The 15,965-nt window shown below is 55.2% G+C and carries 10 protein-coding genes; 6 read left to right on the forward strand and 4 right to left on the reverse strand.

Features of this window, described 5'->3' with window-relative positions:
- Positions 1–21 precede the first annotated feature (21 nt).
- Together ABD971_RS20860 and ABD971_RS20865 are read left to right on the forward strand one after the other, a co-directional pair.
- A complete protein-coding gene (locus ABD971_RS20860) occupies positions 22–711 on the forward strand; it encodes an ABC transporter ATP-binding protein (RefSeq protein ID WP_339942489.1) in 690 nt (229 codons plus the stop codon).
- Positions 712–725: 14 nt separating this feature from the next.
- Positions 726–1,859 carry an ABC transporter permease gene (locus ABD971_RS20865; protein ID WP_345325243.1) on the forward strand — a complete coding sequence of 378 codons (1,134 nt, stop codon included), beginning with the start codon at positions 726–728 and terminating at the stop codon, positions 1,857–1,859.
- Positions 1,860–2,118: 259 nt separating this feature from the next.
- Here ABD971_RS20865 and ABD971_RS20870 read toward each other — a convergent pair whose 3' ends face one another.
- Both ABD971_RS20870 and ABD971_RS20875 read right to left on the reverse strand, forming a co-directional pair.
- Complete coding sequence (locus ABD971_RS20870) at positions 2,119–3,264, reverse strand: hypothetical protein (protein WP_345325245.1); 1,146 nt, start codon at positions 3,262–3,264, stop codon at positions 2,119–2,121.
- Positions 3,265–3,394: 130 nt separating this feature from the next.
- Positions 3,395–4,489, reverse strand: a complete 1,095-nt coding sequence (locus ABD971_RS20875; RefSeq protein WP_345325247.1) for a hypothetical protein — start codon at positions 4,487–4,489, stop codon at positions 3,395–3,397.
- 399 nt (positions 4,490–4,888) lie between these two features.
- Here ABD971_RS20875 and ABD971_RS20880 point away from each other — a divergent pair, with 399 nt between their 5' ends.
- From ABD971_RS20880 to ABD971_RS20895, 4 genes are all read left to right on the forward strand, one after another.
- A complete protein-coding gene (locus ABD971_RS20880; RefSeq protein ID WP_345325249.1) occupies positions 4,889–7,309 on the forward strand; it encodes a protein kinase domain-containing protein in 2,421 nt (806 codons plus the stop codon).
- Positions 7,310–7,372: 63 nt separating this feature from the next.
- A complete protein-coding gene (locus ABD971_RS20885; protein ID WP_345325250.1) occupies positions 7,373–8,467 on the forward strand; it encodes a tetratricopeptide repeat protein in 1,095 nt (364 codons plus the stop codon).
- Positions 8,464–11,556 (forward strand): CHAT domain-containing tetratricopeptide repeat protein, encoded by a 3,093-nt coding sequence (locus ABD971_RS20890; protein WP_345325252.1) that lies wholly within the window; start codon positions 8,464–8,466, stop codon positions 11,554–11,556. The genes ABD971_RS20885 and ABD971_RS20890 overlap by 4 nt, the downstream gene beginning before the upstream one ends.
- A gap of 84 nt (positions 11,557–11,640) precedes the next feature.
- Entirely contained in the window at positions 11,641–11,934 is a 294-nt protein-coding gene (locus tag ABD971_RS20895) for a hypothetical protein (RefSeq protein WP_339942482.1), read from the forward strand.
- A gap of 151 nt (positions 11,935–12,085) precedes the next feature.
- Here ABD971_RS20895 and ABD971_RS20900 read toward each other — a convergent pair whose 3' ends face one another.
- Both ABD971_RS20900 and ABD971_RS20905 read right to left on the reverse strand, forming a co-directional pair.
- Entirely contained in the window at positions 12,086–13,894 is a 1,809-nt protein-coding gene (locus ABD971_RS20900; RefSeq protein ID WP_345325254.1) for a FecR family protein, read from the reverse strand.
- A 98-nt stretch (positions 13,895–13,992) separates the two neighbouring features.
- The gene (locus tag ABD971_RS20905) at positions 13,993–15,642 is read right to left on the reverse strand and encodes a hypothetical protein (RefSeq protein ID WP_345325256.1); all 1,650 of its coding nucleotides are present in this window, start codon (positions 15,640–15,642) and stop codon (positions 13,993–13,995) included.
- Between the last annotated feature and the right edge of the window lie 323 nt (positions 15,643–15,965).

The following is a 15,965-nucleotide window of genomic DNA, read 5'->3' on the forward strand; positions in this document are numbered from 1 at the left end:
CGTATAATTGCGGAGAACGAGATGGCATTATTGGAACTACGAGGCGTTTGCAAGAGCTTTCGCAAAGGGGATGAGACGATCACCCCGCTTGACGATATTGATTTGGATATCCAGTCGGGCGAGTTCGTTTCGCTGATGGGACCGAGCGGGACCGGCAAAAGCACGCTTTTAAATTTGGTCAGTGGCATCGACAGCCCGGATTCCGGAACCATCGTGGTCGATGGGACGGAGATCACAAAATTGTCTCGCAGTAAACTTGCGGATTGGCGTGCTGCTAACCTGGGTTACATCTTCCAAACTCACAATTTGATTCCCGTATTAACGGCGTACGAGAACGTCGAACTGCCAACGCTGCTACTAAAACTGACGTCGTCCCAGCGTCGCCAACGAGTCAATTTGGCATTAGAAGCGGTGGGGTTGAGCGATCGAGCGGACCACTATCCACGTCAACTCTCCGGCGGTCAAGAACAACGGGTCGGCATCGCGCGTGCGATCGTCGCGCACCCGAAAGTTGTCGTTGCCGATGAACCGACTGGCAGTCTGGACACCGAAACCAGCGAGCAGGTCCAAGTCTTGCTGCAACGACTGAACAAAGAACTCGACATCACGATGTTGATGGTCACTCACGATACCGATGCAGCGAAAATTGCATCGCGGCAACTCGTTTTAGATCGTGGCAAATTCCTGGAAAGTGCCTCCACAAGCTCCTAACCAACTTTCGCCTTATGACTTCTTACATTCTAAAAACGCTATGGCGTCATCGCACGCGGACGCTGTTGACCGTCACCGGCGCCGCCGTGGCGATGTTCGTGTTCTGTTTCGTGGGCTCGGTGCAAGAAGGTTTGCGGCGATTGACCAGCGGTGCTGATGCCGACCGCAGCTTGATCGTGTTCCAAGAAAACCGGTTTTGTCCCACCACGAGCCGATTGCCCGAGGACTATTCAAGCAAGATCAAAGAAATCTCAGGCGTCCGCGATGTGATGCCGATCCAAGTGTGGACCAACAATTGCCGAGCGAGTTTGGACATTGTCGTTTTCAACGGAGCCGATCCTGAGCAGATTCAAGCCACTCGTCCTCTGTCATTGATCGAAGGCAATTGGCAGCAATTTGCGTCGCAACGCGATGCTGCGATCGTCGGTCGCAATGTTGCACAGCGTCGCGGATTAAAGACCGGCGACCAGTTCTCGATCGGTGACATCTCGGTCAAGGTGGCGGGTATCTTCGCGTCGACCGTCCCTTCGGAAGAGAACTTGATCTACACCAGTTTGGCGTTCCTGCAGTACACCCGCGGACTGGACGCTGCCGGATTGGTCACGCAGCACGAAGTTTTGTTAAGCGACGATGCTGACCCCGACCGCGTTGCTGCGGAAATTGACGAAACGCTTCGCGCCGGATCGGTTGCGACAAAGACACGTCGCAAGGGTGCGTTCCAAGCAAGCACGTTGTCGGATCTGGTTGATTTGATCGGCTTCGCCCACTGGTTGGGTTACGCTTGTGTCGGATTAGTGCTGTCGTTGGTCGCGACCACGACCGTGATGAGTGTTCAGGACCGCATCAAAGAGTACGCGGTGTTGCAAACGATCGGTGTGCGTCCGCTACGAGCAATGCGTTTGGTGCTGGCCGAAAGCACACTTCTGTGTCTTGTCGGTGGGATTGCCGGCACGACGTTGGCGCTGGCCGCATTGGGGTTAGGCGGATTCGCGATTGGAGCCGAGGGAGCCACGATCGCATTTCGGCCCTCGCTTAGCCTTGCCATTTCGGGAACCCTCACCTCGCTCGTCGTCGGCGTGGTTGCCGGGTTTGCTCCGGCCGTCCAAGCCGCCACCGTGCCCATCGTCAACGCATTACGGGAAGCCTAATATGGGATGGAGTAAAAGTGACTTTGCGATGTGCTAGCTTGCCAAAGATCTCGTAACGTAGCCTAGGCTTCCAGCCTGGGAACCACAGCAACCCCAGACTGGAAGCCCAGGCTACGCAATCCGGCCTTGCATCTGTTACTACTTAAGCAAATTCCTGCGGAGGATCATCCATTATCTTGGGAATGCAACGAACGCGGTCGCCGCTAAAAGCAGCCACCGCGTTCGCGAAAAACTCAATTGAGATCCCAGCGGTTCTGGGCTATTGCTGTGAACCAAATTGGGTGGGCTGGATATTGAAAGTCTCGCCGCCGATTCGCACCTGCTCGGCTAAGATCACTCGATGCTCTTGAGCACGCACAGGCACGCCTCGCAACGTAACTTTTGTCGAGGGTTGGAGTTTGACTTTGTAAGTCGTGGTGGGGCCAAAATCGACGAGTTGACGCTCGCCATCGATCGACACCACGGCAATGTAATGATCGGTCGAACCGATCGGGGTGCTCTTGATGTCAACAATTTCACCGGTCAAATTTAAGCCGGCAGCACGATCAACCTCGATACTTTGCCCACCTTCGATACGAAAACTGTCGGCGAGAAGCAGCTGTTTTTCACCAATCGTTTCGTAGACTCCGACAGCGGTGATCGTATTACCGACCTCGACATGTTGACCGCGAAGCGAATCGACCGGGCCAAGGTCAATAGCGAGCGTGGTTTCGTTCTCGTCATTGATCCCCACCAGTAGGTTATCGCTGCCATTGACCTTCGCTTTTTTCGTAAACGCGATTTCGCCTTGAACATTATGGCGACGAGCATCCTCGGGTCCGCGATAGGTGTCGCGGGCATCCGTATTATGTGGCTCGTTCCCAGCAGTTGAATTTACTTCGACTTGGACCTTCGCTTCGCTATTTCCATCGTTATAGAAATCGTAGCGATCATATTCGTCGTAGCGTCCATCTTCATCGCTGTCGCGGTAATAGGATCGCGAATCGTATACACCGTCACTGTCCGCATCGAAATACCGGATCGCTCCGGCATAACGGTCGTCACTTCGCTGGGTGTAGTAGGTGGGTGTATAGGTGTAGTAGTCGTAGAACCAAGTGTTTTGAGCCGATTTGTCTCGATACCCAAATTGGCCATCTCCGATCCGAGTGGCGGCGTCCACAGTTTGGCCGATCGCGTTGGCAGCGCGTGCCAACGGGGCAACACCATTTTCTCGAATCCACGGATTGAGATTTTGCCACGTTCCGGGCGAATAGTAGTCGGCTCGGTTGGCTTGTCGTTGCAATTGCCGAGCGTTGCGTTCGGCGCGACGTTCGAGCGCCCGTTGCGTTTGAGCTTGCACGGGCATGGTCGTCAGCGCTGTCGTGATCGCAGCGCCCAACAATAGAGTTCGTTTAAGTGTCTTCATTCGTTGTTACCTTGTTGATTGTGTTGCTAAGTTATTGAAGAAGAGAAAACCAAATTCTCAAAAAAAACGTCCACACCCCCTTCGGTGAAGGCAGTGCGGACGTTGATCGAGTTACGTTTTAGATTTGCGACTATTCTTGAGTCGCATTGTTTTTGGCGGCAGCTTGGACTCCGGTTTCAACCTCAGCCGAACCGTCTTGGCCAACGCCAGCTGCGTTTGCACTTTCCGCGTTCAAATCACCAGCGTTTACATTGCCGGCATCGACGTTGCCATTCACCGAAGCATCCGCTCCGGCTTGAACGTTAGCGTCGGTGTTTTGATCCGCCGAAGGAAGAGCCGGTGCCGAGAATTCTTCTTCTTGGTTACCGGTTGCATTGTTTTGCATGCTTTCGTTTTGCATGGCTTCGGGGGTGTTCACCGCTTCGCCACTTTGGTCGTAGCTTCCATAGCCAGCTTGGTAGCTGTCGTTTTGGGTAGCGACATTATCAAAATAGACACGTTGTCCACCGACACAGATATATTCGCGACCGCTGGCATCGTGACGCAGCGTGTGAACGACACCGCTACCGGAGTGACCGCCCACGTAAGAGCCGGTACCTGCATAACCGCTCGAGTAGGCAGTTCCGCCGTACGACGAGCCATACTGGTTTCCATAAACTTGGCCACCATGGTAGCCGTACGATTGGCCGCCATAACCATATCCTTGGTTATAGCTATGACCTTGACCGTGGAAACCTTGTTGGTTTTGACCGTGGTAATAAGCACCTTGGCCGTTGACGCCAACCGAGTTTTGGACGTTGCCGTTCACTCCGGCTCGGTTCTGTGCGTTAAGCGATTGCGACGATTGAACGTTCGCATTGACTCCGTTTTGGCTGTTTACGTTGGCTTGGCCATTCACATTTGCTTGGCCATCGACGCCGACTTGACCATTGGTGACACCTCGCTGAGTGCCTCCGTTGTTCCAACCATCGGTCGTCGCACCTTGAATACGATCGACTTGGTTGCCAGCTTGCGAGGCGGCGGAGTTCGCTTGATTGCGAACACCATTGACAGCATTTTGAGTTGCGTCTTGAGCTCGTCCGGCCGCGTTTTGTGCTTGTCCAGCAGCACGGTCCAACGCGCCGCCGACTTGTGAAGCGGCATTGCCTGCGATGTCTTGTGCTCCGACGACGGCACCGGCGGCAAGGGCGCCCAAACAAGCTGCGGCAGTAAGTAGTTGTCTCATGTTAGTTTTACCTGAGTTGATAGAAGGGGAGGGGGGGAGAAAAGCAGGGACACCACACGCGTTCTCCTGCTTTGATCGATCACTTGTACGAGGAACAGCGAAAATGCAACTCGCGCGCCGAACCTGGTCGTGATCACCTCGAAATGTGCCTCGCGGTTCGTATTTCCCGCTCTCAGTTTGCTTGTCAGCTGAAACGGAGGAAATAAACCTACCAACGACAAACGGCGTGATCGATTTGAGACCACTGCCGCAACGCAAATTGATTGATCGTCAATCGAACCGAGCGGGGAATCATGGCAATCACGGCGACGACCGGTCGCCACGGCGAAACTGAAAATCATGTACAATCGGCCGATACAAGATGGGCGGTTTCGTCGCCCGCCATGTTCACCCCCTTCAATGTCTGTATCCGTTGTGAACGCTGAAACGATGGACGGAGAAGACCCGTTCCAAACCCAGCCGAGTCAAACTCAGCCCGAACAGCGGGGTCGCTATCAATTTCGCCGAGCGCTTGCGGTCGGTGGACTCGGGGTCGTTTCAATCTACTTTGACACCGAACTGAATCGCGAAGTCGCGCTCAAAGAAATTCGCGACCAATGCGCTGACGACCCTCGGCATCGCGACAGCTTTTGTGCAGAGGCCGAAGTCACCGGACTGCTAGAACATCCCGGCGTGGTCCCGATCTACAGCATGGGCACCGGAGTGAACGGACGCCCGTATTACGCGATGCGGTTGATCACCGGCAGCGAACTGCGGAATCACATCAAACAATTTCACGAAGCGGTCGCTGCGGGAAAAGAATCGTTTGTCGGGCCGCGGCTGCGTCAACTTTTGCAGCGGTTGATCGACGTTTGCAACGTGCTGCACTATGCCCACAGCCGCGGCGTATTGCACCGCGATTTGAAATCCAACAACGTGATGCTGGGCCGCTACGGTGAAACGTTGGTCATCGATTGGGGTTTGGCAAAAACCACGGGCAGCAGTGAAGTCGAATATCCATCGACGATTGCCGCAACCGAATCCTTGCTCGAGTCGCCCGTGTCCGTCAGCAGTTCAAAGTTGGACGATACGCGAGTCGGCACCGCGATGGGGACGATCGCCTACGCGCCACCCGAGCAGCTCAACGGACGAACGCAAGACATCGACAGTCGTTCAGATTTGTACAGTATCGGGGCGATGTTGTACGAAATCCTGACCGGCGATCCGCCTTGCAAGGGCATGAGTCTGACTCAAGCACTCAAAGCCATCGAGTCGAGATCAATCCCCCCGGCCATCGAAGTACAGAAAACGACTCCGCGCTCGCTAAACGCAATTGCAGCCAAGTCGATTTCACGATTGCGAGAGGATCGCTATCAAAGCGCAGCGGAGTTGCGAGACGACCTGCAGCGATGGCTCGATGACGAACCGGTGTTGGCTTATCAAGAGTCGAGGCTAGAACGTCTGTACCGCTGGAAACGACAACACGAAACGTTTGTGCGATGGGCAACCGTTTCGCTGATCCTGTTAACGTTGACCAGTTTGTTCGCGGTACACCGCATCAACCAAGCACGCAAACAACAACAGCAAGCCCGCGGCGAAGCGACCCAGCTATACAAATTGGCTCGCCAAGCGACCGACCGTTTATTAACCGGAGCGAGCGAACGGCTCAAAGAGGTCCCCGATGCGACCGATGTCCGTGAACAACTGCTCACCGATGCCGCGGAATCGTATCAACGCATGGCAGAGTTCCCGTCGCATGAACCCGAATTGCGACGTGAATCTGCCGCCGTCTCATTCGAGCTTGCCAAAGTGCAACGCGAACTAGGCCTGATTCCCGGTGCCCTCGCTTCGCTCGCCAACGCCAGCAAAGTCCTACGTGAATTGGACACCAAAGAAGACCACAGGATGCTGGCGCGGGTGATGATCGAAAGCAGTCGTTTGTATGGCGACCAGAGCGACACGGCTGCGGCGACTGCGAGTTTGAAACAAGCGATGCCGATTGTGGATCAGGTCGTTGTCGATTCACGCACGTCGGCCGAAGCATTGTTATTGCGAGGACAAGCGATGATTCAAAAAGGGGTGATCGCGTTTGACGAGCAGCGATGGTTGCCCGCGGTCGAATCGTTCGAATCGGCAACTCGGTCACTGCGGGATGCGATGGACAAGTCGATCGAGCCTGGATTGACGCGTGACATTCGATTTGAATTAACACGGGCGTTGAACAATGAGGCGTTAGCGAGATTGGAATTGATGTGGGTCAACCAAACCACCGACAAACGGATCGCCGATCGCTATCAAGATGCAATCGAGCAAGCACGTTGGCTGGTGACCCGCGATCCAAACGATGTTGCAGCAGCAAAAGAATACGCGTTGTTGCTGCGAAACTATGCCGAGCATCTTCAATTGGACGTGCAAGACATCGACGGAGCGAAATCGCTGTTCTCCGAATCGATTAAATTCTTTTCGGGCATGGTGGAAAAATATCCTGCGATCCCACAACTCAAAGAACGACAAGTGTTGGCGTTAACGGGACTGGGTAATTTGCTAATCGACCAAGGTGACCTGGACGCTGCGATTTCACAGTACGAACATGCCGTCAAGTTAGCCGACCAAATGTTACTGCAAAACTCAGTGCAGCTTTCGTTTCGCCGTTGTGCCGCGCAAGCGCATCTTGCCTTGGGAACATCGCTCCTCAGCAGCAAACCGGCCGCAGCGGCGGCGAGTTTACGCAAAGCAATCGAAACGCTGCCCAAGACCAACGAAACACTCGATTGGGCTGAGGAAATTCGCCAGAATGCAGAGCAGGCACTGCAGGGTTTGGATACGATAGAAACGTCCTGACTTGCTGGCGCCGTTGCGTTACCCAACACGATCCCTCCTCCCTTCATGCTTGGACCTATTGCAATGTTTTTTCATCAATTGATGATTGCCGCCACAATTGCCAGCACGATGATCACTCCGTCGGTCAGCCCCAGCCGCCCTCGCACTGCCCGTTTAAGTCGCGGACCGGTGTGGACCGATTTCCGCTCGTTGGCAATGAGCGAAGAAGCCAAAACCAATGCCCAAATGTTGCTCGCGGGTAAAAAGCGGATCGCCGTGGTGGTGCTTGCCGCCTCGCAAGACCCGTCTAGTGATGTCGGCGTATTTGGAACCTTGGTACGCGAAGGGATGCGGTTTTCCGAGCAACTTGTGTTGGTCGACACCCACACCACCGATCGCTTGTTCGCCGACTGCACGACGGTGGTCGAGGCACGATCGGTCGCGAAGAAACATGAGATCGAACTGCTTGTTTTTTGCCAATCACGCGAGCCATCAGCGATCGAGATGGTGCTAGTCCAAGACGATGCCGCCGCTGAACCCACCGTTGTTTCGCTTGACGATGCTGCCAATGCCGTGATCACCGCAGCGATGAAGACGCGAACCAAAGTAATGAACACCTTTGACGCGTTGCCAGAGAAGAACCGAAATGCAATCGAGTCGGCTCCCAACGCGTCGATCGCAGCGATCAAGCAATGGACCCGTGCGGCGGAACAACTGCGAAACGTCGTCACGATCCAAGATGCCGCGAAGCGAAAAGAAATCTGCAAAGCAATCCTAGCTGCCGCAGATCACGCGATTGCCGATTCGCCGGGTTTCCTTGAAGCCTATCTTTTGAAGGCAAGCTGTTATGACGAACTCGGCGATGAGGAAAGACTCAAACAAACGCTAAGTGACGCCTACGCCAAACGTGATCCCAAGCGAGATTCGCCACTGACCATTGATGAATTGGCGGGCGACCACGCACGCTTTGTTCGATCCGATCCCATCACCGCAATGGATTCGTACTTGGCAATCCTCGACCAAAATCCAACGGACTTGACCGCTCTGTGGTCGCTGATTGATATCTTACTCTCAGGCGACACCGACAAAGAGTCGCTTGCCGAAGCATCAGAGTTAGCGGCACTGTTGGTCACCAGCCATCCCGATAGCAACGTCGCCATCGCGATCCAAACGCAATGAGTTTGCCTTGTCACCTATTGTCGTTGATCGCTCCGCGATCATTGCGCAAGTTCGCGGAGCGAATAACGACACTACTACTTGCACTCACGTTTTGCAGCAGTCTGAATGCCGAGGTACCGACCGATCGTTTGACCGAGTTACGTGACCAAGCGATGCAGTCACTATCCGCCAACGACCGTGAAGCCGCAGCAAAAGCGACCGAACAGATTTTGGAACTCTGTAAAGTCAGTGAGGACGTTGCCGTCGACGATCCCGAGCGGATTCGTTACCTGATCATTGCTGCCCAAATCGACTTTGACGCGGGGCAACCCGACCGAGCGATTCAAACGCTCTCGGATGCGGCTCGCGATGCCGCCCCCGGCTCGGCGGGCCGTGTCACTTCGATGGCCTACTTGGTGCGGATCGATGCGATTAAGCAGCAAATAAATTTGCAGCGAGCGGTCGAGACGCTTGCCGAATCAATCGGACTGACCGATGAGCAGCGTGCGCTTTACGACGAAGTTCAATCGTTGGTGATCGACGCGTTGGCATTCTCGCAACTCGCGAACCTGGAACCAAAAAATTCGGTCCAACAGAACTTCACGCTGCTGCAAGAGCGGCTCGCCGAAGTCGAACAGACAATGACGTCCGCTGAAATCCCGGTCGGCGTTACCCGTCTCGTTCGGCTGGCGCTCGCAGAGTATTGCATGCGAGTCGGCATGGATGATTCGCTCGAAACCGTGCTCCGCGAGCTTCGCAGTGTCATTGATGACGATCAGGTCGCGGCGCAGTGGCGAGCCAAATATTGGAGTTTGGTGGTCACGCTGCGTTTAAAACGCCGACAACTCGCCGAAGCCTACGACGCTGCGAGAGAGTTTTCACGGCAAGCGAAACGAACCGGGCGTCCCGACTTGCCGATGATTGCCAATGACATGTTAGCGCTCGTGGCGCTGCAGATGGGCGATTATCGCGAGGCCCGCAAACTGCTGGAATCCTCACGTGCGTTTCAGCAACAGAACCCTGATCTGCGATCCGCCACCGATTGGCGAATCAATTTGGCCAAGGCGATCGAAGGGGACCGCGATTTCATTATTGCTCGCAATGAATTGATCGACGCGCAAAAGACGCTCCAGACCAACAAGAATATCGATCCGCTTCGTGCCGCCAACGTCGCCAACAACTTGGGGATCAATTATTACTTGACAGGCGATTTTGACAAAGCCGCGGAGTTGACGCAGTCGGCAAAGCAAATCTACCAAGCGAACGTGGACCCCGCTGATTTGAAGATTGGAGAATCGTCAATCAATCTGGGTTGGATCGCGATGGCACAGGAGAATCTACCGCAAGCCGCAGAACACTTCTCGGAGGCTGCAAAACATTTCAAAACGCACTATTCGGTTCACCACCCTCGCTACAGCGAAGCAATTGCGTGCCAAGCCCGCGTGGCGTGCTTGCAAGGCGATTTGGCTGCCGCCAGTCAGTGGGTCATCCAAGCGGAGGACTTGGCCTATCAAGGAGTTTGCCAGGCGTTGGCGAAATCACCGTCCGCTCGCGATCGACTCGCACTGATCCAAGAAGCTCGCGTGCATCCCGAAAGCGTGGCCTGGCCTGGGACGCTGGACACGTTCTTGGAACTCGCTCCGCAATTGCAGATTCCCGACGCCGATCAATACAACGTCGTGCTGCGATGGAAGGGACTTGCCGACCGATACGATCAGGCATTCAAGGAATCGACCGATGCTGGAATCATGCAGCGTGAGCAAGCGTTGATGCAGCAATTGCATCAAGCCTACTTTCGGCGTGTCTCGCTGCTTCGCCGCCGCGGCTTGTTAAAAGAGATTGCAGATCTTGAAGATCAACTTCAAGAAATTCGGCGGAGCGTTTCGCACAAGAAAGTTCAGCCACGCGATCAGCAACCGACCGTTGATACGATTGCGTTGCAACTTTCCAAAGACGAATTGATGCTGGACATTCTGCAGACTCGTGTATTTGTCACTCCAACCCGAGGAGGCTGGATCGGTGCTGGGTCTTACTATGTCGCGTTTGTGATGGACCATCGCGGCCGTGTCAAACGTGTCTCCTTTGGTGATGCCAAAAACATTGATGCTGCGATCGTGCGTTGGCGTAAGACGATCATCGAACAACTGCCCGATAGAGACGTCGCTGCCGGTACCGTCGCCCGACTGGTTCAACAACCGTTGCTGGATTGCGAGATGCCGTTTTCGAAACTTCGCGTTCGCGGCGATTCGATGTTCTACCTGGTTCCATGGGCCGCGCTTCCGGCTGTCAATCGTGATGGTTACTGGATCGAACAGGTCGCGATCGAATTGGCCAGCGATGTAGAGCGTGCAAACATCACCGCAGAGGCACACCAGGATGCGAATAAGTCGCTGCTAGTCGCCGGCGGGATTGATTACGGTCCCCTTACACGTCAATGGCCAGCACTGCCAGGGTCACTAACCGAAGCAAAACAAGTCGAAGCGTTGTTTCACCAACAATTCCCATCGGCTCGTGTCATGCGACTGTCCGACACCAAGGCTACCGAAGCGGCATTGGCCAGTGCGATGGTCGGCCAGGAATTTATCCATTTAGCCACGCACGGATTTTTTCGACGCGAGAACACGGCCGACGCCTTCGCGATCAGTGGCGCTACCACGCTGCTGAGCACCGGATTGATTGTGGCTCCGGCGACGACGGAGGACGGGAAAACCGCCAGCGAAGAGGATCAGTACATGACCGCCGCGGAGATCCGACAACTGAATCTGTCGCGAACCTCGTTAGTAATGCTCAGTGCGTGTGAATCAGGACTGGGACAGGCTCAGGCGGGACAGGGGATGGCGGGCATGTTCAGCAGTTTCCACGCCGCCGGGGCTGAAAACGTGATCGGAACGCTGTGGCCGGTGGATGATGCCGCCACCGTCGCGTTCGTAGAGCGTTTTTACGACCATCTGTGGCGACAAGGAAAATCGGTCACTGAGGCGATTCGCGGGGCTCAGATCGACATGCTGTCGTCAGCGGATTCGGGACTTCGCAGCCATCCCTACGCCTGGGCCGCATTTGTTTGCAGTTCTCGCGGACGAAACAGTGGCATTGCCGCGATAGGCAAATAGACTAGAGAGCAATCCTTCCGAGGCACCGTATGGCCCCCCGGGACACCATCCCGCGTCCCTCAACACGAAACCGAGCAATTCCTCATGAAGCCGCTACGAATCGCTGCGTTGATTTGCACCTCCCTCTTGTTCGCCAGTGCTGGCGAAGTTCAAGCCGAGGGTCTTTTTAGCCGCTTGCGATCGGCCAACCAACGCTCGTCGATGTCGACGCAAGGTTGGTTCTCGCCGTCGAATTCACGCTCGATGATGGGCAGCTATCCGACTCGAAATTTGAATAGCCGAGCGACACGATTACCTTCGGGACGCAGCTATTATCAAGGCCGCTATTACGGCAATTTCAATAACCGTTTCTACGGACCGCAGTACGGTTATTTTTAGGGCTCGGTCGGAGTCGTCTTAGAAGAACCGCTTCTTCGACGAATGAGATTCAAGGACTCGTTGCCTCGTCACCGCTAGTATTCGGGGACTCGTTGCCTCGTCCACTACCGGTATGCAAGGACTCGTTGCCTCGTCCACTACGGACGCTCGCTTATCGGGTCGGTTGGTAGCCGGAGATGTCGATGATCTTGCCGTCGACGACAAATCGGGTTTGACCAGTCCGTCGTGAGTAGTCTTGCAGTTGATCGGCCACCAGCGTGGTGAAGGCGGCACGACGCATGAAGTTCAACTCGTTGACGCCCGTGCCGGTTTGGCTTAACGAATTACCTGCTTTGACAGTAGGCGACTGAGGCAAGAAGCGTGGATCGGATGTGTCCGCAAACTTAGCGTCGGGATTGGGCTGAACCAGATCGTTAGCATCGTTTCCACCAGGGTCTTTGACGATCAAGCGGTCTTGGTCGCTGCGACGGATCGTGAAGGTGATGCCATTGCTTCCATCACTGGTCACCAAGAATTCTCCCAACGCGAAGGTCGCACCTGAGTTGAACTGGGCTCGCTCATCCACCAGCGGCGTGTCACCGACCACGGTGGGGCCTGTTGGATTGGCGCCAACCAAACCGGTCAACCCAATGGTACTGTCGAGTGCTCCCTGAGCAGGATCGGGAATGGCGTATTGATCAAGCTGGACTAAATGTGCGTTGAATCCTGGGATATCGATCACGGTAGGGGTCGCTCCGGTCCCCGTGAGAAAGTTCGTAAAAACTTGCCCACTTGGTGCGGCACCGGTTCCAATCGAATAGAACTTGTCGGCTGCGCCCGTGAACAGAGTCGAAAACTCGGTCGCAGAGAGCTGCACGCCGCTGAATGGTAATCGATTTTCCGCAGTCACGAGATGGATCGCGCCTGGGAAGGGATCTCCCTCGGCAAACGGTCCGGTTTCCGAAAGTGGTTTGATATCGTAGTCGACTTGCCCTTGGAACGTTTGTTGATTAGCGTCGCCAAAGATACCGCCCGAGGCAAACGTTCCGGTCGCACTGGACAGCGACCCCAGACTCAGCGAGCTGCTGCCCGCGAACGTGTTGGTGCTCGCTCCGATTCCCATCTCGGCATTACCACCATCGTCAAATCCACCACGCGTGCCCGCAGGTGCTTGATCGGGCGTTAATGGATCCTGGGCGAAACGAGGATCGTCGTCGTCGTCTTCATCGGGGAACAGGTTCTCATCGGGGGACAGCGGATTGGTTGGCGGCAATCCGTCGGCCGCTGGAAATGCATCCGAGGGCGATCCGGGTGCACCGTCAGGCGACGAGGTTGCCGGGGGCTGCAACATTGGACTGGTTTGCAATGCCGATGCCAAGCGGATTTGTTCGGCTTGAAAGTTCCAAGCGATTTGTGACGTGGCTTCGATCGGGCCGTCCGCTTGAACCTGAAACGAACCTCGCTGCGAGTTACGTCCCATCGATTCTGCATCGATCCGGTGTAGCACCGAACCGGCGAGCAATTCATACCGCAGCGTCCGCTCCGTTTGATCGACTTGCACGATGCCGCGTTCGAGCCACATCTCTGCATCGGGGCTAGTCAAACGCAGCTCGGATTCACCATCGTGCACCAAGCGAGCTTGACCACGATCCAGATCCACTAACCATTGATTGCCCGATCGATTGAGCGTCACTATCGCTCCCCCGCCCATCGTGATCGCAGGGCCTTGCTGGGTCGCCAGCGTCAGCTTCGCCGCCGCCGACGTTTCGAGCGTGTCGCCCAAACGCAATCCCGCGCCACGGACAACTTGGTAGGCATCGTCGCCTCGATACAACGTCGCGTCGCCATCACAGAGGGTCACGGTTCCGATCCAGCGAGTAGCGGACTCGGTATTTGATGTGTCGTTCGACTGCGCCACAACATTCGACGTTGCCAACGCAAACACACAGACCATTACGGCCTGGAATCGGATAAAACTCATCATGAATCCTTTCATCTCTGTCACAGCCAATGTCGCTGATTTTTGCGTTTGTTTGGATCGTGTTGCCGTTTTGATCGCCGAGCAATCAACGACGATGGTTAAAGCGAGAAAATGAGCTGCGTGCTGACAATGTGTCGGTCGTAGTCGTAGAAACGCACGCCAAACAGGTTTGCGGTGTTCGAATCGTTGTTGATGTAGGTGTAATCGAATCGCAAACTAACGGGGGCCGCAAAGTTCTTTTGCAACCCGCTGCGAACTTCCACGCGTTCGTCATCACGTGCCCGATCGTAGAAATCCAAACTGTTGGGGTTGGCATAGTCATCCCACACATAGCGAACATCCAAATCAGCAATCCAACCTCGCGGCAGGGGGCGTTCGATTCGTCCGGTGACCATGTGGGTCGTACGATCAAAGTCCGCCCCGACAGCATGCCCCTCGGCGTATTGATAACCACCATAGACACGCCCTTCACCGCCAAACGTATACAGAGCTTGGGTGATCCCGGTGCGATGAATGTCGGTCGATTGGTTCTGCGCCGGAATCAGCATGGGAGCACGACTGTTGATCGGATTGAATTCGTAAAACAGCGTCGTGTGTCCACGAGATCCAAGCCAAGTCAATGACGGAGTCAAACGATGCTCGTCCGCGAATCGGTCGCTATCGACGAGCGTATGATGGTACTCGTAGCGTAGCGAACCGACTAAATCTTCGGTCAACAAGGCGTTGGTGTACGCCCCGCCCATGTAGTCTTGGATATTAAATTCGTTGGCATCGACCTGGAACGTGTTATACGTGCTGCCGACGAGTCCTAGGTTGAACTGTTCGGTCGTCATCAACTGCAGATCCAAGAACGAAGCCATCAAGAAGCGATAGTCGTCGTGATCGATGTTCGAACCGAGGCCAGAGAATCGTGGTTGCAGCGGCACATTGCTGTCGTATTCGCCGGCAAACAAGATTGTGACGTTGTACGGTTTGTTTTGGGCTTGGCCACCACCGAGCGAATCACATCCGTCATCGTAACGAGATCGATTTTGAATGCCTGTGATCGGTTCCCCAATCGTCAACCGGCGCTGCATCACATCGACTGGCACCTGCATCGCCACAGTTTGGATCTGAGCCACGTCGTCCTCGTCGTAGCCTGCTTGGCGTAGCGAGTCGTGAGCTCGCACGGGATCATCTTGTCGCAGGATTGCGAGCCCGCGGACGTAATGCGTGTAGGCATCATTCTGGTTCGTATCGAGATAGATATCGGCGGCAGCCTCGGCCGCTTGCGGTTGATCGAGATGCAGGTGCCCGACGGCCAAGAATTTGTGGATTTCGGGTGGTGCATTGTCGCGATCCGCGATCGAGCGTAGCGTCTGCATCCCCTCGGCGACGTTGCCGTTTTGCATCATCCACATCGCCGAAGCGTAGAGCGCCGCGGTGTCATTGCTGGCGGGGTCACCAAGCGAGTCGATCGCCTTTTGGTTATCGCCATGCAGTGAATCGGCGATCGCACGCTGCAACCGCAGTTCGCGCTCGACCGGATCAACGTCCCCGGCCAGACCGGATGACGGATCGGCCGATTCCGAGCCTGCCGTTTCGTCGATCAGCGAGGGCAGGGAAACCTGCGATGCCTGGAGCTCGTCGGTGGGAATCCAGCGAGGATCCTCCGCAAACCCGCCAGAGGATCCTAACAACAACGTAGCCAGTGCCACCGAGCCGCGCCAGCTGCGGAATTTTGAGTGGGTTGACGTGCATCTCTTCATCACGATTTCCGTTGTCGGTTCCAATCTTGATTCGAGGAATCGCGACAGAACGTACTGTTTTGCTGATTTTGCGACCCTTCGTGGTGAATCCGATTGCAGGGATTGCACCTAAAGATTGTTTCGGAAGAGTTAGAGAGGTTTCATTACCAAATTGAGGGGGCAAGTAGCCAGGGCACCCCCAAAAGATCGCCAAACTCAACAAGCCGGACCTTTCAGGGGGTTTAGGCAAGCACGAGAAGGCTGCTTTTTTGGTAAATTTGGGTATGGTTCCACCCCCAACAGGACTCCCTCGTAATTAGATTGGGGTGGATTTAGCAGTCATT

Source organism: Novipirellula rosea, from assembly GCF_039541335.1.
In the GTDB taxonomy this organism is placed as follows: domain Bacteria; phylum Planctomycetota; class Planctomycetia; order Pirellulales; family Pirellulaceae; genus Novipirellula; species Novipirellula rosea.